Raw genomic sequence first — 19,788 nt, 5'->3', positions numbered from 1 at the left:
TCCTCGCCGTCGCCCATCCCACAACCTTCCCCCACGCCGACGGGAGACTAGATGTTCCGCGTCGCCAGGTTGATCATCGCAACTGTGGTTGTCATCGCCGGATGCGCGCCCGGCGGACCCATGGGGGGAGCCATGAGTCCACTGGCCGACAAGCCGACGTTCACCAAAGCCCAGGCGCTCACCCGGATCGAGCAGCTCATCGACGGGACCGCCAGCGTCATCCGTCCCAAGCCCCAACTGGACCTGTATCAGCCCAGCCTCAACGACGGCCTCTGCCTCGACCCGCAGGACGGTGGCTCCGAAGACCGGATCGTGGTCAGTCGCGAGTATCACCTGAGAGGGCTGCCCAAAACCGAGGACGCGCTCAAGGAGGTGATCGCCGAGGTAAAGGCATACTGGCAGAGCCAGGGCCACGACATCTCGGGCGAGAGCGTGAACGGTCTACAGCTTTACGCGCATTCCCGCCCCGACGACTTCCTCATCAGCATCGGCTGGGCAGCCGGTGGCGTGCTCACCCTTGGCGCCAACTCCACCTGCGTGTGGCTTAACGGAACCCCGGAGCCCTCCTCTACCTCTTGACGTCAGCAACGCCCCACCGCAATGACCAGGCTCGCGTACGTCACCGCGGTCGAGAGCCTCCCCCATACGACGCGGTGGTGTCCGTACGGAAAGCAGCGGCTGACTAGATGAAGGAGACCAAGGCGTAGCGGTAAAGGTGGAGCGAGGGTTCCATTCTCGGGTTGTGACGACCGAGCTGGGCATTTCCGCGTTCGCACTCGATGTGAGGGGCGACGATCTGCCGACGAGCGCACCGGAAGTAGCCCTGTGGCGGCCCCTGGGCGGATGTGGTGCCGGGGTTGAGTGATGGCGGACTGTGACGCTGGCGGTGCTGTCGGCGTTGCTGCCCAGCCGCTATGAGCGCCGCTGACCGCGGTACTCGCACGCCGAACCGCATGGCGTGTTCCCCCGCCTTCCTCAGCGACCCGGCTACGGCGAGTTGCTGCGCGAGCCCACGCCCCGGGTAGGGCGATGATTCGGCCCGCGATGCCTCGCGGTGGAGTGATGAAGTGCGGGTGGCCGGCTCCACGTCGGTGAAGTGCAGCCGCTCGGCGGAGACCGCGCGGCGTGGCGCGCTGGCCAGGTGGGCCGAGTAGGGTTACCGCGCCTACCGCTCCCGCTCCTTCTGGCGAGCCTGCTGGGCGCCCTGGACGGTTGCTGGCGTTGTTCGCGATAAGTGGCGCCAAGGCCGATGAGCGCGAGGTGTCGCTGGGCACACTGACCGGCGCGCCCCTGGCAGGGGCCGAGCGTCGGTATCTGGCGCTCATCGCCGACCAGCGGTTCTACGGGCGCGCCTTCGAGCGGGAGCGGGCCGAGGGCGGGGTGCGACTGCCGCCCCCGGCCCGGGCCTGAGAGGCCCACCGAACTGGCGCCTCGGTGTTCAAGCCATTGCGCCAGACCATCGAGTCAATCAACCAAACCCTCGAGAGCCAGCGTATCCTCGAACGATACGCTGGTCAGACACCGGCCAGCGTCACCGTCGGTGTCCTGGTCAAGGTCCTGGCCTTGATTGCGGCCATCTGGCACAAAGTCACACCGGCCAGCCGATCCGGAGATGAACCGCACCGGGTCTGATGGAGACTCGATTCCTTGAGAGGATCGAGCCATGGCACGTCCGTCCCCCTACCCTCCCGAGCTTCGTGAGCGCGCGGTGCGCATGGTCGCGGAGATCCGGCCGAACTACCCGACCGAGTGGGCCGCGATGAAAGCGGTCGCAGCAAAGCTCGGCATCGGAACGGCCGAGACGGTGCGCGGCTGGGTGCGCCGGGCGCAGATCGATGCAGGACAGCGGCCCGGGACCACCACGGCCGAAGCCGAGGAGATCAAGCGGCTGAAGGCCGAGAACGCCGAACTGCGGCGGGCCAACGAGATCCTCGAAGCGGCGTCGGTTTTCTTCGCGGCCGAGCTCGACCGGCCACACAAGCGCTCGTAGCGTTCATCGACGCTCATCGAGAGGTGTTCGGGGTCGAGCCGATCTGCCGTGTGCTGGCCGCACACGGGTTGAAGATCGCAACGAGCACCTACTACGCCGCCAAGAATCGCACGCCCAGCGTCCGCGCCGTGCGGGATACCGAGCTCAAGCAGCACATCAGCCGGGTGCGCGCTGACAACTACGGCGTCTACGGCGTGCGCGAGGTCTGGCGACAGCTGGACCGTGAAGGAGTCGTGGTGGCGCGCCGCACGGTCGCCCGGCTGATGGGCGAACTGGGGCTGGAAGGCGTCCGGCGCGGCAAGAAGCCGCGCACCACCATCCGTGACGCCGGACACGAGCGCGCCGACGACCTGCTGAATCGCGACTTCACGGCCTCGCGCCCCAATCAGCGGTGGGTGGCGGACTTCACCTACGTGATGACCTGGGCCGGCGTGGTCTACGTCGCATTCGTCGTAGATGTGTACTCCCGCGCGATCGTGGGCTGGTCGGCGGCCACCACCAAACGAGCCAAGCTCGTCTTGGATGCCCTGGACATGGCACTGTGGCGACGCGCGCGGACCGGCATTCCGGCCGGGCCGGGTCTGGTTCATCACTCGGACGCGGGCAGTCAATACACCTGTTTCGCCTTCACCGCCCATCTGCTCGAGGCCGGGATCGACGCCTCGATCGGCAGCGTCGGCGACGCCCTGGACAACGCCTTGATGGAATCGGCGATCGGCCTGTTCAAGACCGAACTGATCAAACCCCGACGGCCATGGAAAGGGCTGGCCAACGTCGAACTGGCCACCGCCGAGTGGATCGACTGGTTCAACCACCAGCGCCTGCACACCGCCATCGGCGACGTCCCGCCCGCCGAACACGAAGCCGTCTACTACGCTCAACACCAGCCCCAACCGGCGGCTGGAGTCAGTCAATAGAGTCTCCACCGATCCCGGTGCGGTTCAGTCCTGGAGTCGGAGGCCTCCCACGCCAGTGCGGGAGCTTGAGGCCAAGCCTGGCTGAAATCAAAGGGCGATCACCAAGAGCCTGCCGCGTCTAAGCCTTGCCGGGCACGACACAGCCGCGTCGACAGGTCAATGTTCCGGTCGGGGGAGGTCTTGCGTCGACATGTCGTTGGCCAAGTGTTGGGGTTCGGCGCTTGGGCTCTCAGTCCTGCTGGTTCTGTTCGCCGACCTTGATCAAGATCCCATGTGGATCACGCTCGTACCGGCGGGCCTCGTTCTTCGCCATCTTGACCTCAACAGCCGAATCGAGGTCGATGCCGGTCATCTCCGCGATGCTGGCCAAGAAGAGCAAGACATCCGCGAGTTCCTCACCGAGCGTCTCGGGGCGCTTGCGTGCGGCCTCGAAGGCTTCGGACAGTTCACTGTGGGCGAGAGCGAACTCCAAGGGTATGTCGCAGGTGTTGAACCCCTTGGCCAGCTTGTTCTCCCAGGCCCGCCTCTGGACGTCTCGAAGGTGCACCCGATTCTCCTGTGGCGATGGAGCCTTATGCGCTCGGTGAGGATGACGGACGACTGCGAGCCTAGCGGCCATCCTCTCCGCGGGTCAGACGAACGACTTCTCTCATTCGGCCGCCTGTTCGTTGTCCAAGGTGAGGACGTCCGCATGCCGAGCCAGGTCCGCGAACACGGTGAAGAGGCGAGCGAAAAGCGTCCGCAGCTTGTCAAGGGTGGGTGCGGCTCCGACGCGGGGCCAGAAGACGAGCATAAATCTGCGCCGGCGTGGCGGTGAGGTGGATGAGAACGCCTCGCCGAGCGGCCACCATGCCGAGCAACTCGGTGGTCTGTGACAAGGTGAGACGGCCAGCTCGTTCATGGCGACGAGCTTGTCCGGGAGCCGGTACTCGATGGCGTTGACGAACGCCTTCCGGGCATGTGGCAATGCGTTCTTGGCCGCGTAGATGTGCTCGGTGGCGGAGGCGAGGTGGAAGTCCAGACTGAACGGATGACCCGACGCAACGAGCCGTTCCAGTGAGGCTTTTTCATCCCCCTGGCGGCAGGGCGCTGGTCACAGCCTGATCGCGAGCTTGTCGATCGCCTGACGACGTAAGAAACCCCTGGTAGATGGATTGATCACCACAACCAGATCCGTCACAACCAGGGGCCTCGGATGCTGTTTTATCGTGCCGCCGTCGATTTGTCGCGTTCAACGCTGAACTACGTCGCCGGAGTGATCCGCCGGCATCGTAAGGCGATCAAGTCGGCTTGGCGGCTGCTCAACCCGGGACGGCAGGCCCCGCTGGTGCTGGTTCACCTGCGCAAGGGGGAGACGTTCACCGAGCTGGGGGCCGGGTTCGGTGTCTCCGCCGCGACCGCCTGGCGGTATGTGGAGGAGACCGTGATGCTGCTGTCGGCGCGTTCGCCCAAGATCGGGCAGGCGCTGCGCAAGGCCCGCCGCGATGGGGTGCACTACCTGGTGCTGGACGGCACGCTGATCCGCACCGACCGGGTCGCCGCCGACCGCCCGTACTTCTCCGGCAAGCACCGCGTGCACGGGATGAACATCCAGGTGATCGCCGCACCGGACGGGGCGATCCTGTGGACCTCAGGGGCACTGCCGGGCAAGGCGCACGATCTCAGCGCTGCCCGGATCTGGGGCATCCTGAGGGAACTGGAACGGGCCGGGATCGTTGTCTTGGCGGACAAGGGCTACCAGGGTGCCGGTGGTCCGGTCATCACGCCCTACAAGGGCAGAGATAAGCCCGCCTCTCAGAAGCGTGCCAACCGATCACACGCCCGCCTTCGCGGCCCAGGCGAACGCGCCAACGCCCAGCTCAAGACCTGGCGCATCCTGCGGAAGCTCCGCTGCTGCCCACTCAAAGCTGGGCACCTCTGCAAGGCCATCGCTCTTCTGCAGAACTACGAAGTCGCCCGAGGATGAAAAGAGGTCAGTGCTGATTCGACGTCCAAGGGGGCGGCCCAGAGCGGAGCATCGTCGTCGATCTTCGCCAGGTCCGGTTGCGGCACCAGGGGGCCCGGGCGCGGTGTTCAGCGACGACGTCGGCTGTGGCATGAGCGTGGCGGGCATTCCAGACGATGACCAGGTGGTGCGGGAGAAGAGCTGGTGCGCCTTCTCATTCCGCCACGACAGGTTCGTCCCTGCGCCGATCAGTATCCCGATCACTGCGCGAAAACGGGTGCAGGCCACCAAAACGGTGGTCAGCGCCGAGAACACCGGGAAAGGGGGCGATGAGTAGCATCTGCAGAACTCTGCCAGCAGACCCTGCCAGGTTGCCGGTGGAGCCAGTTCCTGAGGCATCGGCTGCCAGACTAGGCTGCTTTAGGAGTGCATTGATGTATTTCTCCGTACCGGCTGCGGGCTATGCGGAGCAATGTGATCAAGTCGGCAATCATGTTCCGGTCTTTTGCCACCTCCGAAAAGTCGATGCCCATCCAAGGTCGTTTGTCGCCGCATCGGAACAGGATAAATGCGACGTAGGGACCTGTCCTGGGTGCGTCGCCCGTGTAGGCAACTAACCCCTTTCCGAGGTCGGACGGCAAATCGGCCACTCGACTCTTACCAAAGTTCTCGTGGGCGAGATCAAGCGCTTCATCGCCCCCACGGATGGACCAGTTGAGGGAGAAGCGGGTGTACTCATTCCTCAACAAACATCCACCATTGGTGGTGGGCACGCCGTCTTTGCTTTCCTCCAGCGGTATGGACAAGCCGCTGATCAGGCGCACCGCCTGCTGGGGAATGACATCACACCAGTAAGGACCTGAGTCAGTCACCGGTCGTAGGTCCGCCGTTGCTGCGGGCGGTAGCGGGGGATCGTTCTGCTTGGTGCAGCCGGACGTCAGCGCCAGCGCCAGCAGGACGCTGAGGTACGTGGCCAGAGCGCGTGAAGACATGTCAGTAGGCCCGCTGGATGCCAAGGTTGTCGGCAACGTCCCAACCGGCGCTGTTGTCCATCGCCTTTCGTACGATTTGCGGATTGCTTTCTACCTTGGAGTGCCAGCGTGCCCACTTGATGAACTGGTCGAGCATGGCTGGATGTGCCGTGATCTCGTTGAGCGACTTGAGAACGGACGGATGACCGTCTGTGGCGAAGAATCTTCCCTTGAGGTCTGCTCGGGCAGCTGCGCTCCACTTACCGTGTGCGATTCTGGTGCTGAGAATCATCAGCCTAATCATCGACATGGTCATGTACGATCGTCGCTCGCCTGCTGCATGGCCGATCCGGTGGTCAAACCGTCCTGCAGCATCCGGTCCGTCAAAAACGGGGAATTTTTCTCGAATGTCATCGGGATGAGATTTTCATTCGCCTTTTCACCCAAGAATCCGAAGCGGGTGGCGAGCTTCCCCGCAGGTCCGGTCAACTCGCTTAGTACATTGTTGATCAGGCCTTTCATCTCCGCCTTGACCTGCTCATCACTCTTGGCCTGCGCCAGCCAGTACAGCCGTCGAGTCTCGAGAATGTGCCCCATAAGCGCGCCTCCGGAATGAGTACGTCCTCTAACTGTTTCCCACCGTCCCGTTTGTAGGACTCGCTAATTGCGCGCGGCATTCGTTGCGTCTCGGCCCCTGTCAGGGCTTTCGTGGCAGCCGCGTCGGTTCCCACGAAGGCGAGCAGCCGATCCATATCGGTGTGTTCGATGCCCTTCAGTCCTGGGTCGTCTTCCTCGAAACGCTGATACCTCATCGATGTGCGTGGCCATAATCGATCCTGGTGTGCCTTGGGTTCGATGGGAGTCGTGTTTCTGGATTGTCATGTCACGGTGGATGCGATCTCGAACTGTATCGGGGTGAGCATGCCCGGGCCCCTGTGCCGTCGTTGCCGATTGTGCCATGTTTCCAGGTATCGGACAGCCCCATCGTCCTATGCCACCTTCCTCTCATCAAGTGGCACAAGAATCCAGTAACCCACCTCAACTTAACCTGGGACACACCACCCGCTTCCCATACGTCTCAACCTTCGACGGTGCCCCGCGCAGATCGCAGCAGTCGCAGAACAAGACGAGGCAGTCCGGGGACTCATCACCACCGATGCGGCTGGACTGTGCCACGTCAGCGCTATGAAGCGGTCCCCCAGACGTCGCACACCACGACCGGGACGCCCTCTCGTCCTCCAATGAGGCCCAGGCGCTTGGTTTCTGGAGACCGAGAGGAGAGGAGCTCAGTTGCCTGGATCGCCGCAGAATGCGACGAGCTCTTTCCGCCTTCCCGACCAGAGTTCCTCATCCGCAATCGGGCATGTCATTTTCTCTACGGCTAACCCCGTCATCCCCGAGTGGAGCTGAGGAGGAGAGGTCGGAGTTTCCGGGTGAATTCGATGACGTCCGCCACGTGATCTCGCCCCGGCGCGCCTCGTGCAATCATGACGGACAGTAGCTTGGTGCCATCCGATGTCCATGCTAGCGCTCTGGCGCCGATGACGTTCCCGTCCGCGTCCTCCATCAAGGAACTGAAACCTGGCTGGATCTCGGCGGGTAGATTAGTTCCGTCCTCCTGAGTCTTGGTGTATTCCAGGCTGTCTAGAGTGGAAGCGAACGGGTCGTACAGTTCGATAGACATCCGCGCCTTTTTCTCAGTTGCAGGAAATCGACTGATGATGCAGTGAGAAAAATTCTTTACCGACGTGGAGCCGCTTGCGCGGAAGCTGCTGATCCCCAAGGCGCGAGCGATGGCGTGGTTCGAAACCACCCCGCACTCTAGGGGTGCGGCAGTCACGTCTCCTAACGGACGCCGATCTCTGGGAGGTGGCGGCGAGGGGGACGAACATGCTGTTGTGACAGCGAGCATGATTGCCAATGGGAAGGATGCGTACCAAGCTCTCATTTCTTTGCCTTCGGCTTTGACATGCAGGAGCATAGATGCCACAGCGTGGCCTGTCCATGTCGATGTCACGCAGCGGGAATATGACGCCCCGCCGTTTTCGCCGTCGCCACCATTTGCTGGCGATGCCTCACCTGCTGATCATTCTGTTAGGACTTCTTAAGGCCAAGCTCCGTTACCTCCTGTCGTGGCCCACGCACGCCGCCGCCCTCAGTGCGATCTTCGAGTCTGTGGAGGGCTGGTACGATCTGCACCCGCTTGCACAGCGGCCCGGGCTACGGAAGCCCCGCTGGCTACGAGGCCGCCGCGGAAGCTTGATCACCACAAGAGTGTCCGCCGAAGCAGGGAGGGAGCTAACACAGCCTCGCTGCCCTCACGCTGCTCGCTTCCTGCCGACACGAGTCGGACATAGGGCAGATTCCCGCCGGAGTTCGAAAGGCGATTGCGGCGACCTGGCTGCGCCACTTCGATGGGTGTCATGACCGTCACTACCAAGGAGATTCGCGAGGTCCTGGCCCGCTACCTCGACACGCACCCTGACCGCGCGCCTGATGTGGCTACGCTGACCCACGCGATTGACACGTCAGGCCCGAGGCTCGCCTCGCGCTGCACGTTTCCACTGCACGTGACCGCCAGCGCGGCCGTGATCAGCGACACTGGTCGCGTGCTGATGATCCATCATCGTGCGCTGAACCGGTGGCTGCTGCCCGGCGGCCACTGCGAGGCCGGGGATGGCAGCCTGTATGGGGCGGCCCTACGTGAGCTGGAGGAGGAGAGCGGAATGTCGTGGCAGCACGTGGTCTCCCCGTCCGGTATCGACATCGCCCCCTTGGACATCGACGTCCACGAGATCCCCGCTAATCCGATCAAGAACGAGCCCGCACACTGGCACGCCGACTTTAGGTTCGCGTTCTGGTCGAAGGGCACGGCGATCGTCATCCAGCCAGAGGAGGTCAGCGCGTACGCCTGGCGGCCGGTCGCTGATCTGCCCACCCCTCGGCTGGTCGAGTGCGTGGGAGCGCTGTAGGCATTCGCGTGCTTCGCGGCCGCTGATCTCCCGCCGGAGACACTGTTGGCGAAACGAAATTTACCGTGAACGAAGTGGCTCCGCGATCACTGATGTGATGATGGGGGCCGCCGCCTTGATGGTTGAGTCCAACGGGTGGGGGTGATCAGTGGTCGTAGCGGGTGAGTGATCTCACAATCGGCTGGTCGGTGTGATCGTTGTGCCAGATGGCCGTGGTCAAAGCCAGAACCTTGACAAAGACGCGGACGGTGACGCCGGCCGGGGTCCGGCCACCATGTCGTTCGAGACCGAGATACCTTTCAACGTCTGGTTGATCGACTCGATGGTCTGGCGTAACGGCTTGAAGAACCGCGCGCCGGCCCGCTCGGCCTCACCAGCCAGGGCCGGGCGCGGCAGCCGCACCCCGCCCTCGGCCAGCTCCCACTCGAAGGCACGGCCGTAGAACCGCCGGTCGGCGATGAGCGTCGGATGCCGATGCTCGGCCAATGTCAGGGGCGTGGTGGCCAGCATGCCCAGCAGACAGCCGACGGGCACATCCTGACCTCCGACCGCGCCGGCGTAGATAATGAGCTTGTCATCCTCGGCCGCGCCGCACGCCAGTCCGTGCACCACGGCCTGGCGCACCGGCTGCGCGGAATGGGGGGATCACCACCAACTATTCAGAGGGATTACCGGTTCCCTCTGTCGCGGCGACCCGGGAGCACCGAGTGAGCATCGAGCGGCAGACCACCATCACCGACGAGCAGTGGCAGTACGCCCGCACCATCTGGGAGTTCCACCATATGCACCACGACCTTCGACGCTGCGATGCGGCCATCGGCCTGGGCAGCCATGATCTTGGTGTGGCGCGCGCCGCAGTGCGGCTGTATCACGACAGCTGGTTCCCCACCCTCGTCTTCTCCGGCGCCACCAGCCCCACAACCGCGGCTCGGTTTCCCCGCGGCGAGGCCATTCACTATCGCGAGCACGCACTTGAGCTCGGTGTGCCCGACGAGGCGATCCTGGTGGAGCCGCACGCCACGAACACCGGCCAGAACATCGCGCTGTCGCGCCGGGCCCTCGCGGACGCGGGGCTGCGGCCCGGCTCGGTGCTGCTGATCTCCAAGCCGTACATGGAGCGTCGCGCGTACGCCACGGCGCGCAAGGTGTGGCCCGAGGTCGACGTGGTGTGCGCCTCGGAGCCGCTGGCGCTGGACGGCTACGTCACCTCGATCGGAGACCCGCGTCTGGTGATCGACATGCTCGTTGGGGACCTGCAGCGCGTGATCGAGTACCCCCGTCTCGGCTATGCCATCGAGCAGCCCATTCCAAGAGAGGTCTATGACGCCTACCAGGCTCTTCTTCGCGCTGGATTCGACAGCAGGCTGGTCCCGTCCTGAACTGGTGGATGGCCCGGTGCGTGCCATCCACCAGCCCAACCTTCCATGGCTGGCGATGTTGGCCAGGCTGTTCACCGCTGACTCTTGGATCCTTGTGACGGGCGTCCAATTCATCCAACGCGATCACCAGGAACCGGGTACACCTGGCCCTCCTCGAGGGCTCACAGCGGACGCGATGGCTGTCGATCGACCCATCGACTCAGGCCGCCATGGACTGGTTCGACCTCCGCGAACGCCGTCTGAGACAGATGATCCGGGACGCGGGCCGTGGAGTTGGCCCGGTTTGGTGGACAGCTGATCTCTGGGGAACCCTGGTTCCCGGAAGGAGGAGTCCGCTGTGCCGAACAACTATCCGCCGGAATTTCGCCGGCAGGTGGTGGAGCTGGTGCGCACGGGACGGACGCCGGAGGAACTGGCCAAGGAATCTCAGCCCTCGGCGCAGTCGATCCGTACCTGGGCGCGCCAGGCCGATCTGGATGACGGCCGCCGCCAAGGCGGCCTGACCAGCGCCGAAAAGGGCGAACTGGCCCGGCTGCGACGCGAGGTGAAGGTTCTCCGCGGAGAGAAGGAAATCTTGCGTAAGGCCGCCTTAGATTCAGACGATCAGCGCAACGCTGCATGTGGATGGGTGGATCGTGGCTCGGATGGGTCGGCCGGGAATGTCGGACGCGATGAAAGAGGACTTGTGGCGGCGGTGGCGCGCGGGTGAGTCCATCAGCGTGATTTCCCGGGCACTGGGCAAGCCTCCGGGGTCGGTTTTTCACGGTGCTGAAGCACCATGGCGGCACGGCGCCGGTGGAGCGGGTGCGTCGGGCCGACCGTTTGAGCGCCGAGGAGCGGGAGTCGATCTCTCGCGGTCTGGAGGCTGGAGCCTCACTACGGTCGATCGGACGCTCGGCGTCCACGGTGAGCCGGGAGGTCGCCCGCGACGGCGGCCGGGTGAAGTACCGTGCGGTCGCCGCCGAGCGACGCGCTCGGCGGCGGGCACGTCGCCCGAAACCGTCCGCCCCGCGGGACAACCCGGTGCTGCGCCAGCTGGTGATCGAACTGCTCGACAACGAGTGGTCGCCGGAGCGGATCGTGGGACATCCGCGGCTGACGCACGCCGGCGACCCGCTGATGCGGATCAGCCACGAAGGCATCTACCGTGCGATATACACGACCCGGTGGAAAGTGATCCCGCGTCAGCTGTGCGCCAAACCGCGCACGCGCCGTCCCATCCGCGAGAACAAGAAGGACACGATCAAGGGCCAGTGGCGTTCGCAGATCACCGGGGCACGGCCGCTCGTGGAACGGCCCGACGCAGCCGACGCCCGTACCGAACTCGGCCACCTCGAAGGCGACCTCATCGTCGGAGCCAAGAACAGCCAGCTCGCGACGCTGGTCGACCACGAGTCCCGCTACCTGACCATGGTCGCGCTACCCAGCCGTCACACCACGACGGTCATCCCCGCCCCGCGACAGGCGTTCTTACGGATGGATGCTCGTCTACGCGGCACTCTGACTTGGGACCGCGGCATGGAACTCGCCGGCCACCGGCCGCTGACCGAAGCGACCGGCATGGACGTCTTCTTCGCCGCACCCCGCAGCCCATGGCAGCGGGGCACAAACGAGAACACGAACAAACTGATCCGGCAGTACTTGCCGAAGGGCACCGATCTGGGCCTGTATAGCCAAGCCGACCTTGACGCTCTGGCCGCCCGGCTGAACAACCGCCCCCGCAAGTGCCTCGGCTACCGAACCCCCGCCCAATGTGGTGCCTTGACTCCTTGGACCCGGCCAGTACACCTCGATCGCTTTCGGCCGGCGCTGTGAGCAGGCAGGCGTCCGCCCATCGACGAGCTGGACCGGGACGCGCTTCGACAACGCGATCACCGAGAGCTTCTTCGCCTCGCTGGAGTGCGAACTGATCGACCGGCGCACCTTCCATACCAGGTCAGAAGCCGAATGAGCCCTGTTCGGCTACATCGAGGGCTTCTATAATCCGCGCCGCCGCCACTCCGCCAACGGCCAGCTCAGCCCGGTCGAAGACGAACGCCGACACGCGCTCAAGAACGCTCAAGACCTCGACTACGCTGCCGCGTAGTCGCAAGTTCTGATGTGTCTATCGAACCGGGGCAACTCCTGAGGCGGCTGCGTCAGCCGTCGGTTGATGGTCATCTCGACCCGACCCCGAGAGGCGCTTGATGGATGACGCGCCACTGATACACGCCGCGGTCTCTGTTGATGTTGATCAGAGACGCGCTCTTGATCACAACGGAGATGGTGGTGGGGTGGCGAGCCAGGACCTTTCGGATCGGAGCGAGAGAAGCGCCGGTGGTGTGAGAGTAGGCGAGGCTTACGTGCGGGCGGAAGCCTCCTTCCGCCTCGGGCACACGGTCCGGTCCCCACACGTCCGCGATGCCGGCACGTACAGCGCGCCGCACCTTTTCCATGGTTTCGGCGGGCCGGACGGGGAGGTTGACCCCTTCCGGGTCCGCGACCGCGGGCCCGAAGATCACCTCGACAGGGGCAAGGGAGGCGAGGCGGTCGGTGACCGCCGTAGCGATCTCGCTCGCTGCCTGCTCGCTCGTCTCATGTGTGAAGCCAACGCCTTGCATCGTCATGTGGAGCCACTCCAGCGGAATGGGGCCCAGGACCCCGGTGCTCTCCAACTCGGGTTGAATCCGCTGAGCGAAGGCGTGGATGCCGGGTTGGTCGTCCACCAAGATGTGCCAGGTGTAGCAGGAGCGGCCCTGCCGCCAGCCCGGCCGCCACCACCAGTGATTACGTGTCTCGGTCTCTTCCGTCGTCAAGAGCCCGCCTCCCGGTCCACGGCGTCGCCGCCCGGAAGGCGCCGATCGCGTCCCCGATCCTTCTGCCATCGCTGCTGTGGCGCAAGGCCGGGCGCATTCTGGTGGTGATCTCCGCGAGCTGCAGGAGCAGCGGGGCCGGACGGGCGTCGACTGGCGTCTCGAGTACGGTCGATAGCGCTACCGCGGCTGCGTCGAGTTCATTCAGGTCGATATGTGCCCGCACGATGTGCAGTTGGGTCATGCGTTCGGTGCCGACGTTTCGCTCTGACATGGGCTTGGATTGGGAGATGCCGACGGCGCGCTTGGCCATCTCCAGCGCCTGTGCGGGCTGGCCAAGCACCAAACAGGTGTCCGCCCATTAAGCGGCCCGCTCGGGAGGGCAGGAGAGGGCGCCGCCTGGGCAGTCACGCTCTTGCGTGGGAGCGATGTCCCGTGCGCGGGCCAGGGCGTCGCGGGCTTCTTGAAGGTGCCCCGCGCGTGCGTAGTCCAGAGCGAGAGTGCTGATGAGCATTACTTCGGTCTGGCCGCCCGACCGTCGTGCGTAGTAGGCCCCGCGCTCAGCCTGCCTGATGGCGACCTCCGTGTCGTTCGCCCAGTAGGCCGCCGCCTGCCGCGTCTTACAAACCCATGCGCGCAACGCGTCGTTGCCGGCTTCTCGCGCGAAAAACCACGCGGTCCGTGTATGGGCCGCCGTGGCGTCCAGGCGGCCCTGGTCGGTGCCCGCCCAGCCGAGCATGGTCATGGCCCAGCCTGCGATGACGTGGAGTTCGTTCCGATATCGCAGGGTTTGCCGTCCTTCAAGGAGAAAGAGGGCCTCATCGCGAAGAAACGCGACCAGCGGAGCCTTGAACATTGCCGAGCCGCGCGCCATCAAAGTCCGTGAGCTGTGCGGAATGGGAGTGATCCAGACGGAGCACCTCGTGGACCCCTTCACTCACGTTCCCCGCCATATATGTGCCGACCGAATCCAAGGCGAGCGCCGACTCGGCGCATGTCGTGCCCATGGACACCAGCGCGGCCCTGGACCCGGGCCTCGGTTCCATCACCGCGCGCTGGCCGGTCGGCAGGCTGGAAAAGGCCGGCGGCGAGTCTGGTACGCGCGTGCCGGAAGCGGGCAGCAGCGGTTACGAGGCCGCGCTCACGTCTTGCCCCCGTCGGCGACATCGGTGTGTGATCTTCGTGGCCAACAACCTCGCAGCCGCGCCACGCTCACACACGCCTGGACGATGCCGACGACCAGCGCGACGCGCTGGGCGGTCCGCGCTCACGACGCCGGAAGGCATGGTCAGCCGCGGCCATGAGCGGTGCTCCCTGATGCCTAGCCACGGTATCGGCTGCTCTACCGAACGCGCCCTCATCCCCGCCACCGGCGGTAGTACCGCGCGCTTACGACGGGGACCCGAAGGTCAAAGTGGCGATGCCGCGAGCGGCTCTGATGAAGACCAGAAGCACGCGCTGGTCCGGGGATACCCTCGGCCCTCCTGACGAGATGACCCTGCTTCTTCTCACCACCCCTAACGGCGTGAGGCGACAGCGCACAGCGATCGCGCGCCGGTCGCGCTCTTCGCCCGATGGGGCGTGCCAGCCCCTGTCAGCCGCCGCGGCATCGCGCTCGCGCTACCTGACGCTACGATCACACAGGGGGGCTCGAAGGCGGTGTGTACGCGTGTGGTCCCGGTGCCCAGAACCTCATGGACCAGTGCGTGGGGTCGGTGCCGGACGTGGGCACTCCACCACCGCCTCAACGCGGCCAGCAGCCGTCTTCTACTCAAACCGTCAACACGCTCCGCCCACGGAGCCGAGATCATCGCTGGCAGGCACCGGACGTTCAGGGTCACCTGGCGAAGGAGATACCGGCGCCGTAGGACCTCAGCAGCCGCACAACCACCGTGCGGGAGCCCTCTGCCCACCCTCGTAGCGACTCGGCAACCCCGCGTTCCGCCGGGCCAGCCATCTGATCGAGGCCACCGCCGTCGCGACCGGCGGGGAGTGTGCTCCTAAGCATGGCACACCACCATCCCCCGTACAGAAAAGGAGCGCACGTGATCGCACACGCTACCCCGCCAGGGTATGGAGGGCATCGATGACGGCCCCGCCCGAACTGCGGTGGGAAGACCTGCCCGACGGCGCGCGAAGCGCCGTTCTCGCGCAGTTCCCGCCCCCTGTCCAGATCACGAGGCTGGGAGGAACGGGCCGGTCGTCCTTGACCGCGCGCATGCGCACGGCACAGCACAGCTTCCTCTTGCGAGCCACCCGGCTCGGCACGTCCTTGGCCGCCGCCCATCAGCGGGCGATGTGGGCGGGCCGCGTCATGCCCAGCAGCGTGCCCACGCCCAAGATGCTGTTCTCCGGAGTGCACGCCGGCTATCTGCTCACCGTGCACGAGGCCTGCCGTGGCAGACCTCGGCGAGCTGACCTTTCGTTCCACTCTCCCGACCTGGACGCGCTAGCGGCGATGCTGGCTGGCCTCAGCGGCACGCTGACCCCATGCCCTGACGGAGCAGCCCCCATCTCGGAGATCCTTCAGCCCCTCTACCGCTACCGACTGATGATCTTCAACAAGCCGCCCGCCGACATCCCCGACAGGCCCCTGTACGTAACCGCGTGGAAGGTGCTCCGCGACAGCATCCGCCTGCTGGAGGGAGACACCCTGCTGAACTGCGCCCTCAGCCCCCGCACCCTCGTGTTCACCAGACGACAGCTGAACATTCTCGGGTGGGACTCAGCCTGCCAAGGCGCGGCCTATGTCGACGCCGCGCTGCTCGCCCCATACCTGGTGGCGGCCAAGAACCGGCCGGCTGACGTCGACATGATGATGTCTTGCTTCGTGCCGGGCTGGCGTACCCACTCCGATGCCGCGCTAGGTCTGGCCTGTCTGTGGACGATGCCGCACCTGTACCGGTCGTTGTACGGTGAGCCGGACGAGCGACCAGGCCACGCGATCACCGCCGAGGCCGGCCGCCTCTGGCTGCGCTACCTCATGGGCATCGACTAATGGGACCTACCGGGTCGGCCTCGCTGGCAGACTCGGTGCCTGGTAGCCGCTGGTGAGTGAGCACTCTCGCCGCCTGGATCTTGAATCCTAGGGTCAGATCGTGCCCTCACCGGTGGTCAGGAGTCTTTGATCGCTGATGGATGCTCCCATGTCTTGTCAAGCGGCTGCTGGAAGATCGTTTTCGCGCATTGCCGGACTGGTCAGGACCTCGTAGAGCTCGCGGGCGATGTAGCGTTTCAGGCAGCGGATGATCTCCTTGGTTGACAGGCCGTCGGTGGTGCGGCGCGCCACGTAGGCGCGGGTGTTGGCGTCGTGGCCCATGCGCGTGATGGCGATCACGTAGAGGGCACGGTTGGCCTGTCGATCGCCGCCGCGGTTGAGCCGGTGGCGTTTGGTCTTGCCGCTGGAAGCCGGGACCGGAGAAACACCGCACAGGGAGGCGAACGCCGCCTCGGAGTTCAGCCGGTCGGGGTTGTCACCGCGGGTGGACAGCAGCTGGGCAGCCGTCTCGACACCGACGCCGCGGACGGCCAGCAGGTCGGGCCGGGCCTGCTTGACCAAACGGTCAGCTGGGCGTCGGCGTCGGCGTCGGCGTCGGTGATCTCGGCGGTGAGCGAGCGGTAACGCATGGCCAGGCGGCGCAACGCGGCCTTGACGCCCTGAGCTGGGTCGGCCAGATCGCCGGTAGGCCGCAGCCGGGCGCAGACGTCGGCGAGCTTGACCGCCGATCGGGCGGGCAGTTGCTCACGCAGCTCGGCGGGAGCGGTGACGACCAGGGCTTTCATCTCGTTGACACAGGCGGTGCGAGCCTTGATCGCGCCCGTGCGGACCAGGTGCGGGGCACGGATCGACTCGACGATCCCGTCACCGGCCTTGGGCACCGCGCTGGCCCGGCCGGCAAGCACGGCCTCGGCCGCTGCGTAGGCGTCCAACGGGTCGGACTTGCCCTTGGCGCGGCGTTGCCGTCGATGCGGGCGGTTGACCTCGATCACTCGTAGGTCCTGGCCGCGCAGGTGCCGGGCCAGCGCGGCACCGTAGGATCCGGTGCCCTCCACCCCGATGGCGTGCAGCCTGCCGAACGAACGCGGCCAGGCCAGCAGCTCGGTGTATCCGGCTGCGGTGGCTGGGAACTCGGCATCGGCCAGGCGGCGGCCGTCAATCAGTACCACTGCGGCGTGATGGGTGTCGGCGTGGGTGTCGACACCGCCGACGATCCGCCGCTTCTTCGGCTTCTTGGTCATGAGCGTCCTTGTGTCGTCGGGGAGCATCGGTGGCGGTGCGTGCCTGGCGGCCGGGCGGGCAGACCAGTGACGGGACCAGCGCGATCAGGCTCCTATCAGGCCACGCGCGACCGCTCTGGCACGCACCATCGGCGATGCTTCCGGCTGAGGCGACAGATCCATCACAGGGCACCAGATCAGCGGGCCGGGATGTCGTTGGGTCAGCCTCAACGGGAGCACCTCCTGCCCCTTCCATCTCACTGGAAAGGGCCGTTGCTGCCACCCCTTGAGTCTCACTGGATGTCGTGCCCTTCGATGGTTGGGGTGAGCACTGGTCCATTAGGTCGCCGACCGGCTCCTGCGGGCTGCTGGTTCTGTCGTCGATCTTGGGGGTGCGGAGTGTTGTTCGTCGGGGATGACTGGGCTGAGGATCACGTGCGCCACGAAGCGCGCGAAGTCGAGCGGAGGTGAGAGACCTTCGCCTCCTGGCCGTCGCAGCGGCTGGGTGAAGCTGGGGGCAGCCTGATCCGGGAGTCGCCGGGGAGGGCGGGAGCAGCCCCGACAACGCCGGGACGCGTCGGCACTGTCAGACGGTGCGGGTCCGGTCAGCGAGACGGGAAGGTGTACGAGAGAAACCAGTGTCTGACGCCCCTTAACGGCCCACCAGCTCAAATCTGACGGATACGGGCTGGGTGCGGTGCGTCCCCGCCCTTGTGTGTTGGCGGGGAACTTCCCGGGACCATGTGAACCACCCCGGGGAGGCCACGGTGAAAGTCTGCGGCGTAGCCGTGGTGATGCCGCGGGGGTAGAGCTGGACGCCTCGTCCGTCGATCGACTTCGTGACGAACGTGGGAACCGTCCGATGTTGCCCTCGCCCCGCGCGGCCAGCGTGGCGGAAGGGCAGGCACGTCGTCTGCTGATGGCATCGGGCGGGGCGGAGGCTCCGTAGTAGTCCGAGGCCGGGAAAGCCGGCCACATGGCGAAGGGGGCCAGCAAGTCAGTGGTGGAAGTGCTGGAAGGCCAGGAGGTTCGCTGGTGAATACGGGTGATCCGTCGTGGGCCCTGCTGAGGGCCGAGCGGCGGGTACTGGAGATCCAGACCAAGCTGCACCGTTGGGCGACCGATGATCCTCATCGTCGGTTCGACGATCTGTTCAACCTCGTCACCGATCCCGGCTTCCTGCTGATGGCCTGGGAGAGGGGGTCGCGGGGAACAAGGGCGCACGCTCGGCCGGAATCGACGGGATGACCGCCGCTTTCGTCCAGGAGCGGGTCGGGACGGAGCAATTCCTCACAGAGCTGCGCGAGCAGCTGAGGAACCGAACGTTCCAGCCCGTGCCGGTCAGAGAGCGGATGATTCCCAAGCCGGGGACGCGCAAGCGTCGCCGTCTCGGGATCCCGACGATCGCCGACCGGGTGGTGCAGGCGTCTTTGAAGCTGGTGCTGGAGCCGATCTTCGAGGCGGATTTCCTTCCGTGCTCGTATGGTTTCAGGCCCAACCGGCGAGCGCATGACGCGATGGCCGAGACCCGCTTCCTGGCATCCAAGACCTACGAATGGGTGCTGGAAGGCGACATCAAGGCATGCTTCGACGAGATCTCGCACCCTGCCCTGATGGACCGGGTCCGAGTTCGGATCGGAGACAAGCGCGTGCTGGCGCTGGTGAAGGCGTTTTTGAAGGCGGGCATCCTCACCGAGGTCGGCACGTCCAAGGAAACCGTTACCGGCACCCCGCAGGGAGGGATCTTGTCTCCGCCGCTGGCCAACGTGGCCCTCTCGGTCCTGGACGAGCACTTCATCCAGGCACCGGGCGGAGCACGTTCGACCACGAAACAGCGCTGGACTCGCCGCCAGAAGGGGCTGCCCAACTACCGGTTGATCCGGTACGCGGACGACTTCGTGATCCTGGTTTCGGGCACTCGGGAACACACCGAGGCGCTGCTGCCCGAAGCAGCGGAAGTCCTCGCCACCGTTGGGCTGCGGCTCTCGGAGGAGAAGACTCTGATCACTCACATCGACGAGGGCCTCGACTTCCTCGGCTGGCGCATCCAGCGCCACCACAAGCGAGGCACCGGCCAGCAGTTCGTCTACAACTACCCGGCCAAGAAGGCACTTCGGTCCATCAAGGCCAAGACCAAGGCGATCTGTCGGATGAACGTGAGCCTGCCGCTGGCGGTCCTGCCGCACAAGCTCAACAACGTGCTGCGTGGCTGGACCGCCTACTTCCGGCCTGGGGTCTCGGCCCGCGCCTTCCAATACCCGCGCATGATCGTCTGGCGACAGGTATTCGGATGGCCGCGACGCAAACACCCCAACGCGGGCTGGAAGGAACTGCGCCGCCGCTTCCGCGACGGCGGCTGGTGGCCGCATGACGGAGGAATCGTCCTGTTCAACCCCGGCTCGGTGGCCACCACGCGCTACCTCCCCCGAGGGACGAAGATTCCATCGCCCTGGCCCAGCACACGCTGAGGACACCCCAACAGCCCGAGGGGACCTGTGGAGAGCCGGATGCGGGGCCAACTCGCACGTCCGGTTCGGGAGGGCGGCATGGAGAAACGGACCCGGAGAAATCCCGGCACCGCGCTCCATGCCGACCCCACCACGA

20 protein-coding genes and 4 pseudogenes are annotated in these 19,788 nt (G+C 65.5%); 13 read left to right on the top strand and 11 right to left on the bottom strand.

Features of this window, described 5'->3' with window-relative positions; genetic code table 11:
* The first annotated feature begins 51 nt into the window (after nt 1-51).
* The 3 genes and pseudogenes from ACWEJ6_RS46655 to ACWEJ6_RS46645 all read left to right on the top strand — a co-directional run bounded on the left by ACWEJ6_RS46655 (nt 52) and on the right by ACWEJ6_RS46645 (nt 2,907).
* A complete protein-coding gene (locus ACWEJ6_RS46655; RefSeq protein WP_452431784.1) occupies nt 52-579 on the top strand; it encodes a hypothetical protein in 528 nt (175 codons plus the stop codon).
* A gap of 163 nt (nt 580-742) precedes the next feature.
* Nucleotides 743-1,616: pseudogene (locus ACWEJ6_RS46650) on the top strand (IS982 family transposase).
* A 47-nt stretch (nt 1,617-1,663) separates the two neighbouring features.
* Nucleotides 1,664-2,907, top strand: a protein-coding gene (locus tag ACWEJ6_RS46645; protein ID WP_452431783.1) for an IS3 family transposase whose coding sequence is annotated in 2 segments (ribosomal slippage) — nt 1,664-1,946 and nt 1,946-2,907 — 1,245 coding nt in all. Because the reading frame shifts where the segments join, the coding sequence is not laid out codon by codon here.
* A gap of 229 nt (nt 2,908-3,136) precedes the next feature.
* Here ACWEJ6_RS46645 and ACWEJ6_RS46640 read toward each other — a convergent pair.
* Nucleotides 3,137-3,454, bottom strand: coding sequence for a MazG nucleotide pyrophosphohydrolase domain-containing protein (locus ACWEJ6_RS46640; RefSeq protein ID WP_452431782.1), 318 nt, complete (start codon nt 3,452-3,454; stop codon nt 3,137-3,139).
* Nucleotides 3,455-4,102: 648 nt separating this feature from the next.
* Here ACWEJ6_RS46640 and ACWEJ6_RS46635 point away from each other — a divergent pair.
* Nucleotides 4,103-4,873: a transposase family protein gene (locus ACWEJ6_RS46635; RefSeq protein WP_452431781.1), complete on the top strand. Its 771-nt coding sequence runs from the start codon at nt 4,103-4,105 to the stop codon at nt 4,871-4,873.
* 103 nt (nt 4,874-4,976) lie between these two features.
* Nucleotides 4,977-5,189 (top strand): hypothetical protein, encoded by a 213-nt coding sequence (locus tag ACWEJ6_RS46630; RefSeq protein ID WP_452431780.1) that lies wholly within the window; start codon nt 4,977-4,979, stop codon nt 5,187-5,189.
* A 73-nt stretch (nt 5,190-5,262) separates the two neighbouring features.
* Here the strand turns inward: ACWEJ6_RS46630 and ACWEJ6_RS46625 are convergent, their stop codons facing one another.
* The 4 genes from ACWEJ6_RS46625 to ACWEJ6_RS46610 all read right to left on the bottom strand — a co-directional run bounded on the left by ACWEJ6_RS46625 (nt 5,263) and on the right by ACWEJ6_RS46610 (nt 7,663).
* Complete coding sequence (locus ACWEJ6_RS46625; RefSeq protein ID WP_452431779.1) at nt 5,263-5,844, bottom strand: hypothetical protein; 582 nt, start codon at nt 5,842-5,844, stop codon at nt 5,263-5,265.
* Between the two features lies 1 nt (nt 5,845).
* Nucleotides 5,846-6,115, bottom strand: a complete 270-nt coding sequence (locus tag ACWEJ6_RS46620; RefSeq protein WP_452431778.1) for a hypothetical protein — start codon at nt 6,113-6,115, stop codon at nt 5,846-5,848.
* A gap of 20 nt (nt 6,116-6,135) precedes the next feature.
* Entirely contained in the window at nt 6,136-6,420 is a 285-nt protein-coding gene (locus ACWEJ6_RS46615) for a hypothetical protein (protein WP_452431777.1), read from the bottom strand.
* Nucleotides 6,421-7,213: 793 nt separating this feature from the next.
* Complete coding sequence (locus ACWEJ6_RS46610; protein ID WP_452431776.1) at nt 7,214-7,663, bottom strand: hypothetical protein; 450 nt, start codon at nt 7,661-7,663, stop codon at nt 7,214-7,216.
* 583 nt (nt 7,664-8,246) lie between these two features.
* Between ACWEJ6_RS46610 and ACWEJ6_RS46605 the strand changes: the two genes are divergently transcribed.
* A complete protein-coding gene (locus tag ACWEJ6_RS46605; RefSeq protein WP_452431775.1) occupies nt 8,247-8,795 on the top strand; it encodes an NUDIX hydrolase in 549 nt (182 codons plus the stop codon).
* 145 nt (nt 8,796-8,940) lie between these two features.
* Here the strand turns inward: ACWEJ6_RS46605 and ACWEJ6_RS46600 are convergent.
* A pseudogene (locus tag ACWEJ6_RS46600) lies at nt 8,941-9,314 on the bottom strand (IS982 family transposase); the annotation flags it as partial.
* Between the two features lie 188 nt (nt 9,315-9,502).
* On the opposite strand from ACWEJ6_RS46600, the gene ACWEJ6_RS46595 reads away from it, so the two are divergent.
* The 4 genes and pseudogenes from ACWEJ6_RS46595 to ACWEJ6_RS46580 form a co-directional block, all read left to right on the top strand.
* On the top strand, nt 9,503-10,174 hold the full coding sequence (locus ACWEJ6_RS46595) for a YdcF family protein (RefSeq protein WP_452431774.1): 672 nt from the start codon (nt 9,503-9,505) through the stop codon (nt 10,172-10,174).
* 337 nt (nt 10,175-10,511) lie between these two features.
* Nucleotides 10,512-10,883 carry a transposase gene (locus ACWEJ6_RS46590; RefSeq protein ID WP_452431773.1) on the top strand — a complete coding sequence of 124 codons (372 nt, stop codon included), beginning with the start codon at nt 10,512-10,514 and terminating at the stop codon, nt 10,881-10,883.
* A 56-nt stretch (nt 10,884-10,939) separates the two neighbouring features.
* Entirely contained in the window at nt 10,940-11,989 is a 1,050-nt protein-coding gene (locus ACWEJ6_RS46585) for an IS30 family transposase (protein ID WP_452431772.1), read from the top strand.
* A pseudogene (locus ACWEJ6_RS46580) lies at nt 11,955-12,260 on the top strand (IS3 family transposase); the annotation flags it as partial. The gene ACWEJ6_RS46585 and the pseudogene ACWEJ6_RS46580, both read left to right, overlap by 35 nt.
* A gap of 70 nt (nt 12,261-12,330) precedes the next feature.
* On the opposite strand, the gene ACWEJ6_RS46575 reads toward ACWEJ6_RS46580, so the two are convergent.
* Genes ACWEJ6_RS46575 through ACWEJ6_RS46565 form a run of 3 tightly spaced genes read right to left on the bottom strand, consistent with a single transcriptional unit; the run spans nt 12,331 to nt 13,840 of the window.
* The gene (locus ACWEJ6_RS46575; protein WP_452431771.1) at nt 12,331-12,969 is read right to left on the bottom strand and encodes a 2'-5' RNA ligase family protein; all 639 of its coding nucleotides are present in this window, start codon (nt 12,967-12,969) and stop codon (nt 12,331-12,333) included.
* The gene (locus ACWEJ6_RS46570) at nt 12,941-13,312 is read right to left on the bottom strand and encodes a hypothetical protein (RefSeq protein ID WP_452431770.1); all 372 of its coding nucleotides are present in this window, start codon (nt 13,310-13,312) and stop codon (nt 12,941-12,943) included. The genes ACWEJ6_RS46575 and ACWEJ6_RS46570 overlap by 29 nt, the downstream gene beginning before the upstream one ends.
* Nucleotides 13,313-13,327: 15 nt before the next feature.
* Nucleotides 13,328-13,840 carry a hypothetical protein gene (locus ACWEJ6_RS46565; protein WP_452431769.1) on the bottom strand — a complete coding sequence of 171 codons (513 nt, stop codon included), beginning with the start codon at nt 13,838-13,840 and terminating at the stop codon, nt 13,328-13,330.
* A 1,212-nt stretch (nt 13,841-15,052) separates the two neighbouring features.
* On the opposite strand from ACWEJ6_RS46565, the gene ACWEJ6_RS46560 reads away from it, so the two are divergent.
* Nucleotides 15,053-15,964 (top strand): hypothetical protein, encoded by a 912-nt coding sequence (locus ACWEJ6_RS46560; RefSeq protein WP_452431768.1) that lies wholly within the window; start codon nt 15,053-15,055, stop codon nt 15,962-15,964.
* Nucleotides 15,965-16,120: 156 nt separating this feature from the next.
* Here ACWEJ6_RS46560 and ACWEJ6_RS46555 read toward each other — a convergent pair.
* Nucleotides 16,121-16,525 (bottom strand): annotated as a pseudogene (locus ACWEJ6_RS46555) (transposase); the annotation flags it as partial.
* Entirely contained in the window at nt 16,423-17,205 is a 783-nt protein-coding gene (locus ACWEJ6_RS46550; protein WP_452431767.1) for an IS110 family transposase, read from the bottom strand. The gene ACWEJ6_RS46550 and the pseudogene ACWEJ6_RS46555, both read right to left, overlap by 103 nt.
* Before the next feature lie 1,014 nt (nt 17,206-18,219).
* Here ACWEJ6_RS46550 and ACWEJ6_RS46545 point away from each other — a divergent pair.
* Both ACWEJ6_RS46545 and ltrA read left to right on the top strand, forming a co-directional pair.
* Complete coding sequence (locus ACWEJ6_RS46545; protein WP_452431766.1) at nt 18,220-18,432, top strand: hypothetical protein; 213 nt, start codon at nt 18,220-18,222, stop codon at nt 18,430-18,432.
* Entirely contained in the window at nt 18,429-19,652 is a 1,224-nt protein-coding gene (gene ltrA / locus ACWEJ6_RS46540) for a group II intron reverse transcriptase/maturase (RefSeq protein WP_452431765.1), read from the top strand. The genes ACWEJ6_RS46545 and ltrA overlap by 4 nt, the downstream gene beginning before the upstream one ends.
* Nucleotides 19,653-19,788 lie beyond the last annotated feature (136 nt).

The organism is Nonomuraea sp. NPDC004702, from assembly GCF_053601695.1.
Note: the sequence above shows the minus strand (reverse complement) of the source record. Positions and strands in the feature narration are given on the sequence as shown.

Coding starts and splice junctions, on each gene's coding strand:
- ACWEJ6_RS46655 (WP_452431784.1), top strand. CDS start 52: ATGTTCCGCGTCGCCAGGTTGATCATCGCAACTGTGGTTGTCATCGCC.
- ACWEJ6_RS46635 (WP_452431781.1), top strand. CDS start 4,103: ATGCTGTTTTATCGTGCCGCCGTCGATTTGTCGCGTTCAACGCTGAAC.
- ACWEJ6_RS46625 (WP_452431779.1), bottom strand. CDS start 5,844: ATGTCTTCACGCGCTCTGGCCACGTACCTCAGCGTCCTGCTGGCGCTG.
- ACWEJ6_RS46620 (WP_452431778.1), bottom strand. CDS start 6,115: ATGATTCTCAGCACCAGAATCGCACACGGTAAGTGGAGCGCAGCTGCC.
- ACWEJ6_RS46615 (WP_452431777.1), bottom strand. CDS start 6,420: ATGGGGCACATTCTCGAGACTCGACGGCTGTACTGGCTGGCGCAGGCC.
- ACWEJ6_RS46605 (WP_452431775.1), top strand. CDS start 8,247: ATGACCGTCACTACCAAGGAGATTCGCGAGGTCCTGGCCCGCTACCTC.
- ACWEJ6_RS46565 (WP_452431769.1), bottom strand. CDS start 13,840: ATGGCGCGCGGCTCGGCAATGTTCAAGGCTCCGCTGGTCGCGTTTCTT.
- ACWEJ6_RS46560 (WP_452431768.1), top strand. CDS start 15,053: ATGACGGCCCCGCCCGAACTGCGGTGGGAAGACCTGCCCGACGGCGCG.
- ACWEJ6_RS46550 (WP_452431767.1), bottom strand. CDS start 17,205: ATGACCAAGAAGCCGAAGAAGCGGCGGATCGTCGGCGGTGTCGACACC.
- ltrA (WP_452431765.1), top strand. CDS start 18,429: ATGACCGCCGCTTTCGTCCAGGAGCGGGTCGGGACGGAGCAATTCCTC.